The organism is Pseudomonas monteilii NBRC 103158 = DSM 14164, assembly GCF_000730605.1.
In the GTDB taxonomy this organism is placed as follows: Bacteria; Pseudomonadota; Gammaproteobacteria; order Pseudomonadales; family Pseudomonadaceae; genus Aquipseudomonas; species Aquipseudomonas monteilii.
Map to the genome: position 1 here is coordinate 68,890 of NZ_BBIS01000023.1, position 17,368 is coordinate 86,257.

18 protein-coding genes are annotated in these 17,368 nt (G+C 51.9%); 6 read left to right on the forward strand and 12 right to left on the reverse strand.

Features of this window, described 5'->3' with window-relative positions:
* Positions 1–132: 132 nt before the first annotated feature.
* The 4 genes from PM2_RS13535 to PM2_RS13550 are packed head-to-tail and all read right to left on the reverse strand — an operon-like array spanning position 133 to position 3,777.
* On the reverse strand, positions 133–783 hold the full coding sequence (locus PM2_RS13535; protein ID WP_016715369.1) for a c-type cytochrome: 651 nt from the start codon (positions 781–783) through the stop codon (positions 133–135).
* 9 nt (positions 784–792) lie between these two features.
* On the reverse strand, positions 793–1,734 hold the full coding sequence (locus PM2_RS13540; RefSeq protein WP_016715370.1) for a copper resistance protein B: 942 nt from the start codon (positions 1,732–1,734) through the stop codon (positions 793–795).
* Complete coding sequence (locus PM2_RS13545) at positions 1,724–2,035, reverse strand: hypothetical protein (protein ID WP_033693656.1); 312 nt, start codon at positions 2,033–2,035, stop codon at positions 1,724–1,726. Before PM2_RS13545 ends, PM2_RS13540 begins: the two co-directional genes overlap by 11 nt.
* A complete protein-coding gene (locus PM2_RS13550) occupies positions 2,032–3,777 on the reverse strand; it encodes a copper resistance system multicopper oxidase (RefSeq protein ID WP_016715372.1) in 1,746 nt (581 codons plus the stop codon). Before PM2_RS13550 ends, PM2_RS13545 begins: the two co-directional genes overlap by 4 nt.
* Positions 3,778–4,235: 458 nt before the next feature.
* On the opposite strand from PM2_RS13550, the gene PM2_RS30005 reads away from it, so the two are divergent.
* Together PM2_RS30005 and PM2_RS30010 are read left to right on the forward strand one after the other, a co-directional pair.
* Positions 4,236–4,631, forward strand: coding sequence for a very short patch repair endonuclease (locus tag PM2_RS30005; RefSeq protein WP_230965606.1), 396 nt, complete (start codon positions 4,236–4,238; stop codon positions 4,629–4,631).
* A gap of 60 nt (positions 4,632–4,691) precedes the next feature.
* Positions 4,692–5,993 (forward strand): DNA cytosine methyltransferase, encoded by a 1,302-nt coding sequence (locus PM2_RS30010; protein ID WP_023093309.1) that lies wholly within the window; start codon positions 4,692–4,694, stop codon positions 5,991–5,993.
* Here the strand turns inward: PM2_RS30010 and PM2_RS13560 are convergent, their stop codons facing one another.
* The gene (locus tag PM2_RS13560; protein ID WP_023093310.1) at positions 5,994–6,848 is read right to left on the reverse strand and encodes a hypothetical protein; all 855 of its coding nucleotides are present in this window, start codon (positions 6,846–6,848) and stop codon (positions 5,994–5,996) included.
* Positions 6,849–7,210: 362 nt separating this feature from the next.
* Here PM2_RS13560 and PM2_RS13565 point away from each other — a divergent pair, with 362 nt between their 5' ends.
* The gene (locus tag PM2_RS13565) at positions 7,211–9,004 is read left to right on the forward strand and encodes an ATP-dependent nuclease (RefSeq protein ID WP_023093311.1); all 1,794 of its coding nucleotides are present in this window, start codon (positions 7,211–7,213) and stop codon (positions 9,002–9,004) included.
* 73 nt (positions 9,005–9,077) lie between these two features.
* Here the strand turns inward: PM2_RS13565 and PM2_RS30740 are convergent, their stop codons facing one another.
* On the reverse strand, positions 9,078–9,911 hold the full coding sequence (locus PM2_RS30740) for a hypothetical protein (protein ID WP_023093312.1): 834 nt from the start codon (positions 9,909–9,911) through the stop codon (positions 9,078–9,080).
* A gap of 2 nt (positions 9,912–9,913) precedes the next feature.
* On the opposite strand from PM2_RS30740, the gene PM2_RS13570 reads away from it, so the two are divergent.
* On the forward strand, positions 9,914–10,159 hold the full coding sequence (locus PM2_RS13570; RefSeq protein WP_028699128.1) for a helix-turn-helix domain-containing protein: 246 nt from the start codon (positions 9,914–9,916) through the stop codon (positions 10,157–10,159).
* A gap of 47 nt (positions 10,160–10,206) precedes the next feature.
* Here PM2_RS13570 and PM2_RS13575 read toward each other — a convergent pair whose 3' ends face one another.
* Positions 10,207–11,175, reverse strand: a complete 969-nt coding sequence (locus tag PM2_RS13575) for a DUF932 domain-containing protein (RefSeq protein ID WP_023093313.1) — start codon at positions 11,173–11,175, stop codon at positions 10,207–10,209.
* 69 nt (positions 11,176–11,244) lie between these two features.
* The gene (locus PM2_RS30015; RefSeq protein ID WP_079390412.1) at positions 11,245–11,574 is read right to left on the reverse strand and encodes a hypothetical protein; all 330 of its coding nucleotides are present in this window, start codon (positions 11,572–11,574) and stop codon (positions 11,245–11,247) included.
* A 377-nt stretch (positions 11,575–11,951) separates the two neighbouring features.
* Between PM2_RS30015 and PM2_RS30020 the strand changes: the two genes are divergently transcribed.
* Entirely contained in the window at positions 11,952–12,161 is a 210-nt protein-coding gene (locus PM2_RS30020) for a helix-turn-helix transcriptional regulator (protein WP_228379511.1), read from the forward strand.
* A 329-nt stretch (positions 12,162–12,490) separates the two neighbouring features.
* Positions 12,491–13,594: a YagK/YfjJ domain-containing protein gene (locus tag PM2_RS30025; RefSeq protein WP_023093315.1), complete on the forward strand. Its 1,104-nt coding sequence runs from the start codon at positions 12,491–12,493 to the stop codon at positions 13,592–13,594.
* Here the strand turns inward: PM2_RS30025 and PM2_RS13580 are convergent.
* The 4 genes from PM2_RS13580 to ppa form a co-directional block, all read right to left on the reverse strand.
* The gene (locus PM2_RS13580) at positions 13,584–14,246 is read right to left on the reverse strand and encodes a hypothetical protein (RefSeq protein WP_023093316.1); all 663 of its coding nucleotides are present in this window, start codon (positions 14,244–14,246) and stop codon (positions 13,584–13,586) included. The two genes, PM2_RS30025 and PM2_RS13580, sit on opposite strands and share 11 nt — an antisense overlap.
* A complete protein-coding gene (locus tag PM2_RS13585; RefSeq protein ID WP_042131985.1) occupies positions 14,236–15,471 on the reverse strand; it encodes a tyrosine-type recombinase/integrase in 1,236 nt (411 codons plus the stop codon). The genes PM2_RS13580 and PM2_RS13585 overlap by 11 nt, the downstream gene beginning before the upstream one ends.
* Positions 15,472–15,864: 393 nt before the next feature.
* Entirely contained in the window at positions 15,865–16,566 is a 702-nt protein-coding gene (locus PM2_RS13590) for a LexA family transcriptional regulator (protein ID WP_016715373.1), read from the reverse strand.
* 187 nt (positions 16,567–16,753) lie between these two features.
* Complete coding sequence (gene ppa / locus PM2_RS13595; protein WP_003255365.1) at positions 16,754–17,281, reverse strand: inorganic diphosphatase; 528 nt, start codon at positions 17,279–17,281, stop codon at positions 16,754–16,756.
* Positions 17,282–17,368 lie beyond the last annotated feature (87 nt).

Genomic DNA, 17,368 nt, shown 5'->3' on the forward strand with positions numbered 1-17,368 from the left:
GTGTAGGTCTACGTCGACGATTTTGCATCGTTTATGAAATCGAGCGCCGCCCGCGCGGCCCTCGATCTACCAGGCGCTGCAACCCTGTCGGCATGCACCTGTCTGCCCAGTGCAGCATTCAAGGTGAACATTTCAAGGGCCGATTTTTCCTGACCCATCACGATGAGCATGCGTCTTCGACGCCGGCTTCGAGTGGTGATCACTGCCGGCTTGGTCTTGCCCATGCTGGCCTTCATGGTTGTGCATGTCACTCTCACCGCCCCCATGCTGGTGGCCGCCACTGCTTGCGACCATCGCCTGGTACTGCTGAGCATTCATCTGCGGTAGTTGGTCGAGAAAAGCCACTATGCCCCAGATATACGAATCATCCATGCTCTTGCCCCAAGCTGGCATTCCCGTAGCCTTGATGCCGTGCTTGATGGTCCAGAACGCAACAGCGGGATCACCGCTGGCGCCGAGCTTGCTCAGATCAGGAGGCGACGGGTACAGCGCTTGGCTCAGCTCGGTCTTTTCGACGCCAGGGGCCAGATGGCAACCAATGCACATGGCGTTGTAGTTACCGGCGCCGATGCGAATCAGGTTTTCATTCTTGAGGTCCGGTACCTCGATATCCCTGGCCCGTACCTCGATAGACCGATCCCGGGCCATGGCCAGAAAGGCATGCACGGCCGGGAAATGGGGATCATCAGCCCCGACGTTCACCAGGCCAAAGTAAGCTGCGCCCAATACGCCCGCACCGGCGACGGCGCCTGCTGCAACAAGCGTTGTAATTGTTTTTTTCATGTCGGGCTCTCAAAACCACATGCGAATGCCGGCAACGAAACGCGCTTCATCCACATCACCACCCTCGTCGCGGACGAAATCTGCCGTTTTGCCGTAGGAGCGGCTCCAGGTGATGCCTATGTAAGGTGCGAACTGGCGAACGATTTCATACCGTAGCCGCAGCCCGACCTCGGTATTCGCCAGGCCAGAACCCACGCCTCGCTCAGGGTCGTTCTTACCATAGAAATTGGCTTCGGCGGTGGGCTGAAGGATCAGGCGATTGGTCAGCAGAATGTCGTAGTCGCCTTCCAGGCGCGCGGCGGTTTGACCGTTCTCCCCCATGAACGCGGTGGCTTCGGCCTCAAAGCCGTAAAGCGCCATGCCCTGGATACCGAACGCCGCCCAGGTTTGCGGTGATTGCGGTTTGAAATCCTGGCGCACCCCGGCAACTACATCCCACCAGGGGCTGATAGCGCGGCCATAGAGCAGCTGCAACTCGGCATCTTCGGTGACGCCGTTGGTGCGTTCGCCTTCGGAGCGAATCCACAACCGGTTGGTATCGCCGCCGACCCACCCGGTAGCATCCCAGGCCAGGGTGCTGCCTTCGTCTGCATCCTGATACTCAAGCTGGTCCAGCAAGAAGAAGCTATTGAGCGCGCTGTCGTGTACCTGATGCCCGCCCAATGGGGGGAATGCCGCCTGCCGGTCGGCATCCGTCAGTTCGGGAATCGGGGTTCGGCTGGTCGTCGCAGGGCTGGCAGCACCATGGTTCATCTTCGAGTGATCCATGCCCCCATGATCCATGCCCTGCATGCTGCCATGATCCATCTGGCTAGGGTCCATGCCCGACATGGAGCCGTGCCCCATCGCCGAATGGTCCATTTCGCCAGCGGCGAAGCTGGGTGCAGCACCCAGCATGCCGAGTGAAACGGCCAGGGCCAGCAGCGAGGGTCGCGCCGGGCTATTGGCCATCTTTCCCTGCCTTGGCGTTGTCGCTGCCCTGCGATTCCATCATCTTGCTGTGATCCATACCTTCCATCGAGCCATGGTCCATGCCCTTCATGGCGCTGTGATCCATGCCCTTCATGGAACCGTGGTCCATGCCTTGAGCGCCCTTGGCTTTTGCTGCATCTGCGGCCTTCTGGGTGTGTTGCTCATGGTTGTCACCGGCCCACGACGACGGGGCATAAACAGCCAGCAGGCCAGCCATCGCAGCAGAGAGGAAAAACGCGCTTCGTTTCATAGGTTTGTTCATCTCGGATCTCCAGTTCATTCGTCCACGCGGACTTCTCGGAACATGCCCATTTCCATGTGGAACAGCAGGTGGCAGTGATAGGCCCAGCGCCCCAAAGCATCCGCAGTCACGCGGTAACTTCGTTTCGAGCCAGGCGGCATGTCGATGGTGTGCTTGCGCACCATGAAGTTGCCGTTCTCATCCTCCAGGTCGCTCCACATGCCATGCAGGTGGATGGGGTGAGTCATCATGGTGTCGTTGACCAAGGTGATACGAAGGCGCTCCCCGTATTTGAGGCGCAGCGGCTCGGCATCGGAAAACTTGACCCCGTCGAACGACCAGGCGAACTTTTCCATGTGGCCTGTGAGGTGCAACTCGATGGTGCGGCCAGGTTCTCGGCCGTCGGGATCAATGAAGGTACTGCGCAGGTCGGCATAGGTCAGCACACGGCGGCCGTTGTTACGCAGCCCGATGCCTGGGTCGCTCAGTTTTGGCGTGGGGCTCATCGTCTGCATGTCGACCAAGGGGTTGTTGGTCTCTGAGTCAGGATGGCGCTGCATGGCTCCACTCATGCCGGCCATGCTGCCGTGATCCATGCCGGCCATCTGGCTGTGGTCCATGCCAGCCATGCTGCCATGGTCCATCCCCGACATGCCGCTGTGATCCATACCCATGTCACTCATGGAAATCAGCGGGCGTGGATCAACAGCTGGAACAGCCGCTTGCAGGCCTTCGCGGATGGCCAAGGTGCCCCTGGCATAACCGGTGCGGTCCATGGATTGAGCAAAGACGGTGTATGCCTGCTCATCTTCGGGCTCGACGATCACATCGTAGGTTTCCGCAACCGCGATACGGAACTCGTCTACTGAAACCGGCTTCACATACTGCCCATCCGCCGCAACCACCGTCATCTTCAGGCCGGGAATACGCACGTCGAAATACGTCATGGCGGAGCCGTTGATGAAGCGCAGGCGGATTTTTTCGCCAGGCTTGAATACCCCCGTCCAGTTGGCGCCCGGTGCCTGGCCATTCATGAGGTAGGTGTAGGTGTATCCGCTAACGTCCGCGAGATCGGTAGGGCTCATGTTCATTTCGGCCCACATCGTGCGATCCGCCACCGCAGCGGACCAGCCCATTTCGCCCACGTCGTTGACGAAATCACCCACCGTCCGTTTGTGGAAGTTGTAGTAGTCAGACTGTTTCTTGAGCTTGGACAGCACCCGGGCAGGGTCTTCATCCGTCCAGTCGCTGAGCATCACTACGTAATCCCGGTCATAGGTGAACGGCTCGGGTTCTTTCGCATCGATGACCAGCGCGCCGTACACCCCAACCTGTTCCTGGAAGCCTGAGTGGCTGTGGTACCAGTACGTGCCGTTCTGATGGACTTTGAACCTGTACTCATACAGGCCATCTGGGGCGATGCCATGGAAGCTCAGGCCAGGCACACCATCCATGTTGGCCGGCAGGATGATGCCGTGCCAGTGGATGGAGGTGTCCTGCTTCAAACGGTTGCGCACGCGAAGCGTAACGGTATCGCCTTCGCGCCAGCGAAGCGTTGGGCCAGGTATGGAGCCGTTGATGGCCATCGCTGTGCGCCTCGTGCCGGTGATATTGACCGGCAGTTCACCGATGTACAGGTCGAAGTCGCTGCCTGTCAGCACGTTTGGCTGGCCCGGGCTGGTCAAGGCCCACACCGGCGTGCGCCACATGCCCAACCCGCCGAGCAGTCCGGTAGCGGCCAGGCCTTTGACGAAGGTGCGTCTTGTGGTTTTGCTTTGCATGCCGTTGCGTCCAGTCGTGTGGGGTGCGGATATCCCGGCTGCTGGGTGTCGCAGCCCACGACCAAAATAGCGAGTTGCCGCTGTCAGAAAACTGAGTCCGACATTACTTTTTCGTCAGCTTCTTAAAGGAGGGAGGTAGGCCGCAGAGGGCTTGGGATGGCTTTCGGCGAGGCATTAAAAAGCCGGCTTGTGGCCGGCGTTGTTTTATGATTTTAGACTGATTTTACGGGGTATTTGAGTCTTTTCAAGACTCTGTCCCCACATTTATCCCCCCACATTCGAAGCGCGTGTGAGGTGGTGGGTCTGGGAGCACCCTTATCGGCTACTCTGTTCTAGCTACCCTATCCTGTGCCCAGATAGCGGTAAAGCTCCCGTAGTTAGACCTTGCCCGCGTATGCCGAGACCCAGAAGGCGGACTAATGGTAGATGTACGTTCTCCTGAGCAACGCCGTGCGATCATGCAGTCTGTCGGAACGGCTCATACAGGCCCGGAAATGACCGTACGTCGGATTCTTCATGGCTTGGGGTATCGGTACAGATTGCATCGTAAGGATTTGCCGGGGAGACCGGATGTTGTCTTTACCAAAAAGCGTAAGGTCATTTTCGTGCATGGGTGTTTCTGGCACGGTCATGGGTGCTCTAAAGGGAGGCTGCCCAAGAGTAGGCTTGACTACTGGGAGCCAAAAATTGCTCGTAACCACCAGCGTGATCAAGACGTCGAAAATGCCCTTCGCTCGCTCGGGTGGCAGGTCTTGACGATCTGGCAGTGTGAGCTCAAGGACCTTCAGGGCGTAGAGGCACGCCTGTCGGCGTTTCTAGGGCCTAGAGAAAAAACCGATCGACATAGGAGGTGAAATCGCGTAAATTCCCCCCTCGTTAAAGGCGATGATGTGCTCGCCGTGGGAGGAATACAGATGACACGACCGATTGGAATTGATCTTTTCGCTGGGGCTGGTGGGATGTCCCTAGGCTTTGAGCAGGCTGGTTTCGACGTGGTGGCGGCCGTAGAGATCGATCCAATCCATGCCGCTGTTCACTCTTACAATTTTCCCAATTGTACGGTAATCCCCCAGTCCGTATCTTCGCTAACAGCCGATGATATTCGTGAGGCTGCCAATATAGGCACTCGAAATGTTGATATTGTCTTTGGCGGCGCCCCTTGCCAAGGGTTTAGCCTAATTGGTCAACGTGCCCTCGATGACCCGCGTAACTCATTGGTAAAAGATTTTGTCCGGATTGTGGTAGGGTTGGACTCTTCGTACTTCGTTTTTGAGAACGTCAAAGGTATTACGGTTGGCAAGCATAAACAATTTCTAGCCGAGTTGATCGAGGAGTTTCAGGGTAAAGGGTATAATGTTTTACCCTGGAAGGTTCTTAATGCTGCGAATTATGGGGTGCCACAAGAGCGCGAAAGGCTTATATTGATTGGAGGAAAGCGTGGTCTAACGCTTCCGGAATATCCTGCTCCTGTTACCCGATCCCCTCGATCTAATCTGTTGATGGATTCGGAATTGCCGAATGGACCGACCTGCCAAGATGCTCTGGGCGACATCCCGGATGCAGAAGCTTATGAAGAGCTTATGGAGGCGGATTCTGCTGTGGTTCAATGGGGCAAGCCTAGCTCCTACGCGAAAGTTCTTCGAGATTTAGTCTCCGGATCAAATTTTTACGGATATAAAAGAAGTTGGGATAAAAATCTTTTAACGTGCAGCTTGCGCACAAATCACTCAGAGCTTTCTCGAACACGCTTCGCTTCAACTGAGATGGGGCAGATAGAACCGACCTCTCGATTCTTTAAGCTTCACGCTAATGGAGTATCCAATACCTTGCGCGCGGGTACCGATTCTGCGCGCGGTGCTTTCACAAGTCCACGACCTATCCATTACAAGTACCCACGTTGTATAACGGTTCGAGAAATGCTTCGATTACATGGGTTTCCTGATTGGTTTCGGACGCATGTAACGAAATGGCACGGGGCAAGGCAGGTAGGTAACGCTGTTCCACCACCGCTTGCCCGGGCTGTAGCGGCAAGCGTGATTGAGGCGATTGGTTGGGAACCTGCTAGTCCCGACGATACTCTTCTGTTAGGGGATGAAAAGCTGCTTTCTATGGATATGGGGCAAGCGTCTCGCTACTTTGAAATCAATGTGCCCATTAAGCAGCGAGACCGCAAAGGATCACCAAAGCCTAAACAGGCTATGCTTAATTTGGCATAATTAGATACCTTTGACTTTTGGTTGAAGTATAAACATAGCGTCTCGGTGGAATTGCGGGGCGCTAAATTTATCTAGTTCTTGTCTATGCACTGCGGTGAATTCAACAACGTAAATACCTTTGTTTTTTACAGCCGCAATAGCTACTGGAATTACAAGTTCGGTTTCAGTAGACTCGAAAGCTGCTATGACTTGGCGGCCAATTTGCTCGGTCAGAATTCGTTGATTTCCCTGTTTGGCCTCCACGGTGATTAAAGCATCTGAAGGGCCGCCATCGGGTGTGGTATGTAGTGCGCGAAACAGTGCATCAATCTGGACTTTTCTTAGTTTTATGTCCATCTGAAGATGTGTAAGCTCTAACGCTTCAATTTGGCTGTGCTTAGAGTTGGCGAAGTGGCTTTCTATTACTCGCAGGTTTACTGCTACCTGAAGAAGCCATGACTCATCCGTACGCCCTAATGCCTTAGATGCTAGCGGTAGGCTAAGGCTTTGCACAGGAAAGTTGGGGGTCGACTCAGAAGGGCGAAAATCTTCGTCAAGGCTGTCGAGAGCTCCCTCTATGCCATGAACGAATTCAAAAATGGCACCATCTCCTGTCCTTTGGACACCTCCAATCCCAAGATCTTTCAACCGTTGCGGCCAAATTCTAGATGCGCTTTTTCCTCTTACGATATCTTTCATGAAGTTGTAAGGATTACCGTCTAGCTTCATCTTGGTTCCATGATGCTCTGCGCAGTAGCGTTTTGCTTCTTGGACGTCCTCAGATGTCACCAGGGTGCGGGAAAACTCCTTAGTGGTCTCGTCATATAGCGTCTCGAAAATTCTCTCAATGATTATCGTTTTCTCGCTAGCAGCCATCCATCCAGTCTCCGGCCTGAGTTTTCCAAGGCCGAATGGTAACAAGAAAAGACAAGCACAGGTGGCTCGCTGGGTGCGAGGACGCTGAAAGGGCAGGACAGGGCGCACTGATGGGCGGATAGAGCCGAAGCGGGTAGGAAGGACACCCGTGCTAAGCGCTCACTCGAAAGAGATCTGCGACCCCTAGCTTTGTTTTTGAGAAGAACGAAAGCGGATTGAAATTTGATCGTTAATCTATTCTGTGGGTAGGAACCTTCCTGATTTAAAGTCGTTGGCAGATGGCTGGACGCCACTACGGTGTTCGGCTATGGTTGGGTATGCAGGTGCTAAAGACTTTTATTCTAGATTTTAGGAACTGGTAGATGCGACTTCACAGACTTTGTATTAGCGGTTTCAAACGCCTTCATGATGTTCAAGTAGAATTCGGAAACGCCACCTTTTTAATCGGTGCTAATAATGCGGGAAAAAGCTCTGTCCTAAAGGCTATAGAGTGGCTGCTTTCGAACAATAAAAGAATGGAACCCGGGTACTATTGTTCAGAGGTAGATGAAGACACGGGCGAAAACAAAATAGTTTGTAAAACAATTGTCTTGGAAGCGGAGTTTAGGAACGTACCTGAAAAAGCTTCTGAATGGCGCGGTTTTAAGGGTCGGATATTCAGTTACGATGCAGGCGACTCTGGAGAAAGTGGAAAGTCAATATTCTATCGGAAGACTTATCCGTTGGGTGAGGACGTAAAGATTGAGTTGAAGAGTCTCACTAGGTCAATGAAGGCAGAGTTTGTCGGTTTGCAAAAGCCCGAGGAGTTCATTGCCGCGGGGGCTGAGTCCGCTGTGATAGAAGAAATATTCTCGGTACTGGATAAAAAGATTTCTGCCGGTGAGAAAGAAAAACTAGAACTTGTTGATGATATTTGGGAGTTGTCTGATGAGCAGCAATGGATAACAAACCCAGGCGGTATCGGAACCGTTGTGTTGTCGAAGTTGCCATCGGTCCTTATCATTCCAGCTGAAGCAGCCGCTCATGAAATTGATCAAAAAAATGGAGTGTTGCACAAAATACTTAATGAATTGTTTAAGGAGGTTCGTGAAAGTTCGAAGAACTATAAAGATGCTCAGGTCTGTCTTGATTTGTTAGCAAAGGAGTTAGATCCAGGTGATGCTGGGTCTGAGTTTGGAAAAATGATGTCTGAACTTAATACGGTTCTAGGCGGAGTTTTTCCAGAGTCACGAATATACGCATCCGCAGACTTGTCCAGTCCTGAATCGCTAACTCCGACTTTCGCGATCGAGATGTCTAGTAATGTGAGAACGAGCATCGCCCATCAAGGAACGGGGATGGTCAGAGCGGCAGTTTTTGGCCTATTACGCTTCCGCCAACAATGGTTAAAAAAACGTGCCGGAAACGATGATCGCGGTCTGATAATTGGTTTTGAGGAGCCGGAAATCTATTTGCACCCTAGTGCGGCAAATCAGATGCGCGATTTAATCTACGAGCTTTCAGATAGTGCTTCGCAAATTGTAGCAACTACACATTCTCCATATTTGATCGACTTGTCAAGAAAGCCGAGGCAAGTGTTGAATCGTTTTCACTATGGTAATAATCATACTACGATCCTACCGTTTTCTGTTTCTGAAGAGTTTAAGAAGCTGCAAGGGGATGATAAAGATCAAGTTAAAATGCTTATTAAGCTAGATGATCATGTGTCGCGAATTTTCTTCACAAAAAAAGTTCTTGTGGTTGAAGGTGATACAGAAGAAATTCTTATTAAAGAAGCTATTAGGCGGATGCCGTCTGATATGCGGGTTAGGGTTTTATCTAATACTGAGTTGGTGAAGGCGAGAGGGAAGGCGTCAATTATTGGCTTGGTTAAGTATCTGTCGGCGCTGAAAGTTAATTTCTTTGTTGTGCATGATCGTGATAAAGGCGTGGCAGGCGCTGAAAAGTTTAATGATCCTATCCTTAAGGTTGTTGGAGATAAAGAAAAGGTAATAATGCTAGAGGAGTGTGTTGAGGACTTTCTCGGATATCCGCCGCCAACCTCAGAAAAGCCTTTCAATGCTTACAAGCATTCGATTGGTTGGGGTGAGGATTGGGGTGGAGTGCCAGATAAGTTAAAAGAATTGCTGAAAAAAGCTTATCATCCTTTGATGTGAGTCTGAGTTTTTCATACGTCATAATCCGCCGCCGCGTAACGGGTGGCGGATTATGAGTTGTAGATAGATACTATTATTTTTTCCAAAGGTGGTAGTCGGGATTTAGGCCTATCACATCCTGGCTTGAGTTGTAGCAGAACTCTAATGTGCAGTTATTGGTGTCTGAGGCCATTGGGACATATACGGGAAGCCGTTCGCGGCTGACCATGTCGTCACCTCCATCGATAGTTATTTCACATGAGTCGCCTTGTGGGTCGCACCATACGTCGTATGTGCCCGTTGCTGTCGGTGTTGCAGTCAAACGTGCCGCAGGCTGTGCTGCTACGCTTGCAGCCGCCGCACCGCCAAATAGAGGCCCTGTTCCGGTCTTATAGGCATAGTCTTTACCATCATTCCCTGGGTACACATAGAAATCTTTAAAGATTGCGTAGTATGTGTCTCTTGGAGCGGAAAACTTTCCCCTGTAATTGCCATCTCGGTCGGTACATTTGTCCTGCGCTTTAGAGCAGCGTATGTATTCAAATGTTTCCTCTTCTTTCATAGTGATTTCACCAGTCTCACGATTCTGGTAACGCACTACGTGTTTTCCAGGGCGACTTTCTTCTAAGCAAAGAGTAAGCGGGAACCCATACATCACCCGTCCGGTGCTTTCGCAGAGGATTACGTCGGACGTTTTGTATTGATCGAACTCTGGATGACCATTTGCGTAGGCATGTGTTGCAAGAAAAATTGTTGCAGCGAGTGCAGTCTTGACGAGGGTTTCCACAATTATTCCTTTATTGGTGGTTGATGGGCTGGATTGGATTAAAGGGGGGGCCGCAGATTTTAGATGCCAAAGGCAGGATTTTTTATAGAAATGGGTCGTAAATGCCGTGGTCGTAAACACATCATAGCGTGACGATTCCATGCATGGGAAGAGTCTCCGTTAGTCATGATAAAAATCGCGATTTGGTCCGTCTGGGGGCTGTAGTGCGCGCTCACCGCGTCGCTCTTGGCCTGTCGCAGGAGGCGTTGGCCGATGCAGCTGAAATCGATCGTTCCCACATGGGGAAAATCGAACGCGGCGAGCGAAACGTCACCTTTCTTAACATCCTTCGAATTGCGAACGCCCTTGATCGGAAGCCTTCAGTGCTTCTGGCCGAAGCCGGGCTCTGAGGTGATCGCTCGGGTAATTGACTGGCTGGATAGCCAGAGGCCTGATATCAAGCAGCGAGTCTTAGCGCCGCGTCCAACGCCCTTTGCTTAATCTGCGCACCATTTCCGAACCAGGCGGAATCCATGCGGTACTCAATGCTGCGCGCTCGACGTTCGTGATCGACATACTCTGTCACAGCGTTGAGCAAGCCCCATGCAGTCCCCTGGGCGGACTTTAGTAAAGCTCCCCGACCTCCGCCTTCGTACAGCCCCTGGACTCTGCGCAATGCCCGCTCGTTTGGAAGGGCTTCGGGCAGTTTGTCATCAGGAGCTACATCACACAGCACGTTCATGAAAAAGCCCATTGCTTCATGCCACTGCACCTTGCGTTCAGTCAGTGCTCGCATGCGGTACATGAACTCGTCCCATTGCGAGACGGCAATGCCTAACTGCTTTTTCACTGCCTGCGAATCGAAGCGGGTGTTATGTGGAACCTTGATCGCACGATTGCTCCCATCCAAGGCGATGGCCAGCGTGTTATTGCAGACTACACGTACGGTAGTTGGAGTGGCGGTAGTAGCTAAGGTGCCGTCGCAGGAAGTAGCTAGCAGAAGGTAGCTATCCACTTGATCGTTGTCCTTCAGCACCGTGCTTTGCCCGGTACGGGCCAAAGCCCAGAACTTGCGACCCCCCTTCAGCACCCCGGCTGTTTCCAGTTCATACCCCGAGACTTCAGTGAGGTCCCGGTAGAACTCCAGTACTTCACGGGGCTGCACCACCTGATACCGGCTGGAGACTACTGACAATGGAGTCTTGGTGTCGGATCGGTAAAGTACCTTCTGTTCAGGGAAGGTATAAATTGATCCCAGAGCACCGATGCTGTTGGACTTGAAATGTACCGGGCTGTCTTGGATCTTCCAGTCCATGCCAGCTTCACGCTGCCATACTTCGATTGGTTGTTTCGGGGAAAGGCGTCTTCCCAGGCCATGCCACGGGGTTACGCCAATGTAAGCCATTTGTTCAATGAAATGAGCCATGTGAGATGTCCCTGACGAATGAGCGGAAATAAGGCCGTTTCACCAAAAGCGACGGCTGCTCCCAAAAACTTAACTCTTGATGCTGAAGCTGTAACCACAATGCAGGCATTGATAGTTATTGAGAATCTTTTCATCAACCTGTTCGCCAATCGTGGCACCAGTTATGCCGCCAGCTACTCCGCCAAGCAGTCCACCGATAAGAGCGCCAGCAATACTGCCAATGGCTATCCCTACTGGGCCACCGACCACGCCTAGCACCGCACCGACTTCCGCGCCGGACATAGCGCCAGCGGCACCACTAGCAGCACCGCCCGCTGCACCAATTAATCCCCCTGTTTGTTTTCCGAGATTCTTTGTTGTTACACGACTGGAGTTGCAATTCGGGCATAGGTTGTACATGTGGTTTCCCTAATTTGTTTAAGTGTTTGTAGCAATTGAGAAGTGCGGTGGTTCGCTTTGAATGGTTAGTATTTGAATTATTTTTAAATATGGTTTTTAAGCGGGTCTGTCACTGATTTTAATTCATTAAGTGTGTTGGATGTTGAGGCTTGAATGTGGTCGGGTTGGTTCTTTAATCACTGTGCTGGTTGGTTCTTTTTTGAGGCTGGGTTGTAGTCGGGTTAGTTCTTATGTCAGGAATTGCTGAGGTAATTTGCTTAGCGTATTTTTTTACGTAAGCATCTTTCTGCACGCGGCTTGGGTGATCGCTTACAGTCTGCCCCATAGCTAATTCGGCTGGCTGGAGGTTGATGATGGATGCAAAAGCTCACGCACCTATGAGGGTGCTTAGGCTAAGACAAGTGCAGGAGCGTATTGGTTTATCGCGATCCACTATCTATGACCGGATGAATGTTGACTCTCCTCGTTACGACAGTACGTTTCCCAAGCCTATGAAAATTGGGTGTTCTGCTGTCGGTTGGTTGGAGGAGAGCGTAAATGACTGGATTCGATCAAAGATGGATGGGGCGCATCGCGGAAAGGACTGAGTGATTGGATTTGCACTAACTCGACAGAGAGTTATTGTTTTAATTGTCTATTAATTTAAGGGCTTTGCTTTGGCTTATGGATTGGATGGCTTGGTTTTGTCGTGGTGCGTTTAGCTCAGTGGTTCTGGATTATTTGTTATTAGAATTAGATAATTAGATATTAATTGGGTATTAGCTATTGGTTGCTGTGTCAATGCCTGTGAGTCAGGAGATGTTAGTCTCCTGTGGTGAGTGTCATGGTTGCTGTCGCTTTATTGGTCGATGGGGAATGGGCATAAGCCTGTGCGTATCGAGCACAGGCATTTAAGGGTTCGGATGAAGATTAAAACATGAAGAAGAAAGAGTTTCTGTCTGTTGAAGCGGCTTTGTTGGAAAGTACAATTACGTATTTCGATACCTACAATGCTAACGTTATGGCTGTTGGTGGTGAGAGAAACGCTGTACTGAAAATTAAAGATATAGAAATGTTGGTAAAGGAAATATCTGCTAGTGATGAAGTTCATTTCTATGAAAAAATCAGTCATGGTGTGGCTAGGGCTGATTTGACAAAGACTGGGAAGCGATTATTAATGAATGTGTGGGCATGGGAGGAAATAGAGCGTTACTATCCAATCCATGACTTCACTCCAGGCGTAAAGGTTTTTTTTGAGTGTACTAAGGAGTATGCCAGAGCTTTCTATTATCGCAGGAATCTTCGACTTTTTGATGGTAGTCCTTCGGCGGTTATAGAGTCTCTGAATAACGTGGTTGAGCGTATAAGATCCATCGTTAGAGGGTGTGCATTTAAGTCTGAGCAAAATGCACATCGTCGACTTTCAAATAAAAACTACAAAAGCTTGCTTGGTTATATTGATGCGATTTTTGAGAGGCGGTCACGAGTGCTAGTTCTAAGGGTGGACTTGGGCTACTCAAAGCTACTAGCTCAAAGGAGCTTTCGAGAGTCTCTAAATTTCGATGAGGTTAAAAGGCATCGAGAGAAATTGTTAAGACTGTTAAGGCGTAAACTGCCTGCTAAAACTTTCCTTGGGCATGCGTGGAAATTGGAGTTTGGGTTGTCTAAATCTTATCATTATCACTGTGTGTTTTTTCTAGATGGATCAAGGCTGCGTGAGGACGTCGCATGGGCGAGGACTATTGGTGAGCTTTGGGTTGGCAGAGCTACAGAGGGGAGAGGGGTGTATTATAACTGCAACCGTGCAAAGGGTAATTACCGTGCCTGTGGGATTGGCATGGTTGAGCACTCTGATAGGTCTATGCGTAAAAATCTACAAAAGGCGGCAGTTTACCTTACTAAGGTGGAGTACTACATACGCATTGCAACTGAGGGCCGAGCTCGAACTTTTGGTCGTGGCGAAATGCCTAAAAGAAATATTAAAAAGATGGGGCGACCTAGGCAATCGCCCGAACTGGAGGATGGTAAACCTACAGCTTGAACGTGGGGATTATTTCAGTGACGGCGCTCCGAAAGTGCTCATCTTTCTTTAACCATCTCTGAAGGGTTTTTACAATAAGATCTTGGCTTAGGCTGACTTTCTCCAAGATAATAAAATTTACTAGTTCACTTTTAATCGATTCCGCTGCGTGCATGAAGTCGTTCCAGCCGTGTTTGGGGCGCTTCTCTGTCATGAGTGTTAAAGCGTAGTCTTTCACCATTTGGAACTTTTCATTTCGAGCATTGGCACCTGCCATTGCTCTGTTATGATTTAAAGCTTCTGTAGTGTTAATCACAGTGTTATAGAACGTATGGGTGGCTGCTCCTTCTGCACTCGCGCTGGCATGGGCGATTAAAGGCCAGCTCTGATTGTGGTTTCCAGCGTCAAGAGCCTGCTGCGCCAACTCATTCAGAACACAGGCGTAAAGGAAAGGGTAGCTTGGGGATATTTGATCTACAGCTATGTGCTCTAGCCATTTGTTATTAAGCACAGTCTCGGTGATCTTACCTTTTTTTATGTCGTCCCTGACCGCGAGGATGAATTCATCAAATTGAGTATTTCCAAAAAGGCTTTCATATGTATCTCGAAGAGACTCCCGCGTTCTTAAAATGAGGTCTCTTGGTGACATATTAGACAGCTCTTCAAAAAGCATTATTCACCTCCCGCTGCTGGAGCGTGTCTTTATTTGAAAGTAAGAATTTAGCCCAGTCGTTCATCAGTGCTCGTCGTTTGTCGAGAAAGTCAGAGCGAGAGTACGCCCCTTCAGTTTGGTCGCGTTCGTCATGAGCAAGCGCCATTTCGCAGACTTCGCGAGGATAATTTGTGCTCTCGCCTGCCCAGTCCCGAAATGAAGACCGAAAGCCGTGTCGGGTAATGTGTTTGTATTCCATTTCATGCAGAAGGGTGCGTATGGCATTTGCGTGCATGACTCCTGTCTTGCCTTGGCCAGGGAAAAGGAAGGGGGATCCTGATTCTCTCGGAATGCGTTGAACTAGCTCCACGACTTGATCGGGTAGTGGGATTACAAAGGCCACCCGCATTTTCATGCGCTCTTCAGGAAGAGACCAGGTGGCAGCATTAAGGTCGAACTCGTCCCAACGTGCGAATCTCACCATGTGAGCGCGTGCGCCTGTCATTATCAGGAGCTGAGCGGCCAACGACGCTGGCGCGGTGTTTGCTCTGAGTTTGACCATTAGGGCAGGGACATCCTGCCAGCGCAGAGCTTCAAAATGCTCTCGTTTTCGGGCTTTTTTCTTTTCAGCACGACTGAGCAGATTGTCCAAGTGTCCCCGCCAGCGAGCGGGATTTTCTCCCTGGCGTAGGCCGCGTGCTTTTGCTGCGTCTAGAATCTGCTCAATCTGCCCGCGCACTTCGTCGGCTGTGCGGGTTTTGGTCTGCCAGATAGGTTGAAGGACCTTAAGTACTTGAGGTGTGTCAATTTCATCAGCAGGAAGCCTACCAATGTGCTCAAACGCATACAGCTCAAGCTTGCGTAACCAGCCTTTGCGCCACTTATCCGACCAAGAGGCGCTGTGTGCATCGCAGTAGTCTTTCGCGATGGCCTCAAATTTTAGCTGTTTCGCCTCACTTGCTTTCTGAGCTTCGCGCTGTGCTGCTCGTTCGATGTCACGGGCAGCTAGCGGATCTATTCCGTTGCTTAGTAGGCTGCGCTTGGCACTGGCTTCAAGCCTAGCTTTCTTGAGACTTACCTCAGGAAATGAGCCCAATCCCATCTCCCTTCGCCGACCTGCCAGTTGGTAGCGAAGCAACCAAGATTTACGCCCGGTAGGTTTGACGACCAAGCGAAGCCCATCACCATCTTCATAGGTGCCGGGTTCGGTCAGGTTTTCGACTTGTTTCGGATTCAGCTTACCCATTGGATTTCCCCTGTCGTCCCTCGTCCCCCCATCGGGCCCCCCACTTCATCGTCGGATGAGGTCAAATGGCGTTGAACACCATCGGACACGGTAGCGTCTGAAACGCGCATGATAGCTAGGCTATCGGCAGGATGTTCGGATGGGATAGGATTATTTCGGACAATTAAAAAGCCGGCTTGTGGCCGGCTTCTCGGGGACGCTTCCGACTAATTTATGGTAAGCCGCAATCGCCTTAACTGAGTGGCCATCAAGGGCCTGAAAGAAATGGCAGATGCCCGTGTGGGATATCGCCAGAGCCCTCTGGACCGCGGCTTGCGCCGGTCGGGGCTGAATGTGCCGCGTAGCATACAAGGGCACGCGCAGGATGCCCAGAAAAAAATGGCACAGGGTGTTTCAGCCAGGCCGCTGTTGGCGGAAATGCGACCAGTGAAACACCCAGCCAAGAATTTCCAGGCCCTGCGCCTGGCACTGTGCGGGGGTGTAGCGTTCGACTGCGTAGTTGCGCCGGTCATGGCTGTGCAGGTACAGCGTACCGTGCTGGCCAAGGCTGAGGTTGTTCACCCTGAGCATGCCGTTGTGCAGCAGGGCATAGGTTTCACCCTCGACCACTCGGGTCATGCCCAGGTCGATGGCCAGGCTGGCATTCAGCGGAATCAGGGGCAGCATGTTGCTGGCCGGCATTGCCAGGCAGATCGCATTGGCAGCATGCACACCCAGCCCCCTCAAGGCTTTTGCCGGCAAGCGCAGGTGTTTGCTGGCCACCGGCGACAGCTGGCCTTGTTGCAACTGGTAGTAAGGCACCTTCACTGCCCGGCCATGTTCCACCGACAGCGGAGAGGGCGGGTTGACGGGCGTCGGCCGGGGCGCGCCGCTGCGCAGGATCGGGTTGGGATGTTTGGGCCCTTCTCCGGTGCGTAGCCAACGGCGGTGCACACAGAACAAGTCGGCCAGTTCGTCCAGCCGGGCCAAAGGCACACCACGTTTGAACCAGTTGTTGACGTGCTGCGGTGTGACGCTGCGTTGGGCGGCAAAATCGGAAGGGGTCAGGCCACATTCGTGGAGCAGGGCTTTGAGGCGGTCGCCGGAAGTGTTCATGGTAGCGAGTGTAGCGGCGGAGGTGTCAGCAAGGATATGAACCGGGTGTTGACAGGGGTTGTACGAAAAGAGGTGGTTTGTAGGGAGTTGATGTAGGACTGCGTAGGATTTATTACCAGCACCCTGAGCATCGCCCATTCAGGCATAAAAAAACCCCGCCATGGCGGGGTTCTTCCTGCAACCGGTATCAGCCCTTGTAGGCAGCAACCGATTTGGTGATCGCGGCACGGGCGGCGTCGGCGCCTTCCCAACCTTCGATCTTGACCCACTTGCCCTTCTCGAGATCTTTGTAGTTGGCAAAGAAGTGCTCGATCTGCTGGATCAGCAGGGCTGGCAGGTCGGTGTATTCCTTCACGTCAACGTACAGCTGCGACAGCTTGTCGTGAGGAACAGCGATGACCTTGGCGTCGCCGCCGCCGTCGTCGGTCATGTTCAGCACGCCAACCGGACGGGCGCGGATAACCGAGCCTGGCGCTACCGGGTAAGGGGTAACAACCAGCACGTCCAGCGGATCACCGTCGTCAGCCAGGGTGTTCGGAATGAAGCCGTAGTTGGCTGGGTAGAACATTGGGGTAGCCATGAAACGGTCGACGAACAGGGTGTCGCTGTCCTTGTCGATTTCGTATTTGATCGGCGCGTGGTTGGCCGGGATCTCGATGGCGACGTAGATGTCGTTCGGCAGGTCTTTGCCCGCCGGAATCTTGCTGTAGCTCATTGGGCAGTGCCCCCATGTTTGACCGAAAAAGTGGCGGCGATTATAGGCACATTCTGCCGGGGCATGCCACGCCTGGCCTGATGTGCG

What these genes read in the sequence shown, in the direction of transcription:
- PM2_RS30740 (WP_023093312.1), bottom strand. Translation starts at nt 9,911, where the DNA reads ATGGAATCGTCACGCTATGATGTGTTTACGACCACGGCATTTACGACC.
- ppa (WP_003255365.1), bottom strand. Translation starts at nt 17,281, where the DNA reads ATGAGCTACAGCAAGATTCCGGCGGGCAAAGACCTGCCGAACGACATC.
- PM2_RS13540 (WP_016715370.1), bottom strand. Translation starts at nt 1,734, where the DNA reads ATGGCCAATAGCCCGGCGCGACCCTCGCTGCTGGCCCTGGCCGTTTCA.
- PM2_RS13575 (WP_023093313.1), bottom strand. Translation starts at nt 11,175, where the DNA reads ATGGCTCATTTCATTGAACAAATGGCTTACATTGGCGTAACCCCGTGG.
- PM2_RS13560 (WP_023093310.1), bottom strand. Translation starts at nt 6,848, where the DNA reads ATGGCTGCTAGCGAGAAAACGATAATCATTGAGAGAATTTTCGAGACG.
- PM2_RS30015 (WP_079390412.1), bottom strand. Translation starts at nt 11,574, where the DNA reads ATGTACAACCTATGCCCGAATTGCAACTCCAGTCGTGTAACAACAAAG.
- PM2_RS30005 (WP_230965606.1), top strand. Translation starts at nt 4,236, where the DNA reads ATGCAGTCTGTCGGAACGGCTCATACAGGCCCGGAAATGACCGTACGT.
- PM2_RS30020 (WP_228379511.1), top strand. Translation starts at nt 11,952, where the DNA reads ATGAGGGTGCTTAGGCTAAGACAAGTGCAGGAGCGTATTGGTTTATCG.
- PM2_RS13545 (WP_033693656.1), bottom strand. Translation starts at nt 2,035, where the DNA reads ATGAACTGGAGATCCGAGATGAACAAACCTATGAAACGAAGCGCGTTT.
- PM2_RS13565 (WP_023093311.1), top strand. Translation starts at nt 7,211, where the DNA reads ATGCGACTTCACAGACTTTGTATTAGCGGTTTCAAACGCCTTCATGAT.
- PM2_RS30010 (WP_023093309.1), top strand. Translation starts at nt 4,692, where the DNA reads ATGACACGACCGATTGGAATTGATCTTTTCGCTGGGGCTGGTGGGATG.
- PM2_RS30025 (WP_023093315.1), top strand. Translation starts at nt 12,491, where the DNA reads ATGAAGAAGAAAGAGTTTCTGTCTGTTGAAGCGGCTTTGTTGGAAAGT.
- PM2_RS13590 (WP_016715373.1), bottom strand. Translation starts at nt 16,566, where the DNA reads ATGAACACTTCCGGCGACCGCCTCAAAGCCCTGCTCCACGAATGTGGC.
- PM2_RS13570 (WP_028699128.1), top strand. Translation starts at nt 9,914, where the DNA reads ATGGGAAGAGTCTCCGTTAGTCATGATAAAAATCGCGATTTGGTCCGT.
- PM2_RS13550 (WP_016715372.1), bottom strand. Translation starts at nt 3,777, where the DNA reads ATGCAAAGCAAAACCACAAGACGCACCTTCGTCAAAGGCCTGGCCGCT.
- PM2_RS13535 (WP_016715369.1), bottom strand. Translation starts at nt 783, where the DNA reads ATGAAAAAAACAATTACAACGCTTGTTGCAGCAGGCGCCGTCGCCGGT.
- PM2_RS13580 (WP_023093316.1), bottom strand. Translation starts at nt 14,246, where the DNA reads ATGCTTTTTGAAGAGCTGTCTAATATGTCACCAAGAGACCTCATTTTA.
- PM2_RS13585 (WP_042131985.1), bottom strand. Translation starts at nt 15,471, where the DNA reads ATGGGTAAGCTGAATCCGAAACAAGTCGAAAACCTGACCGAACCCGGC.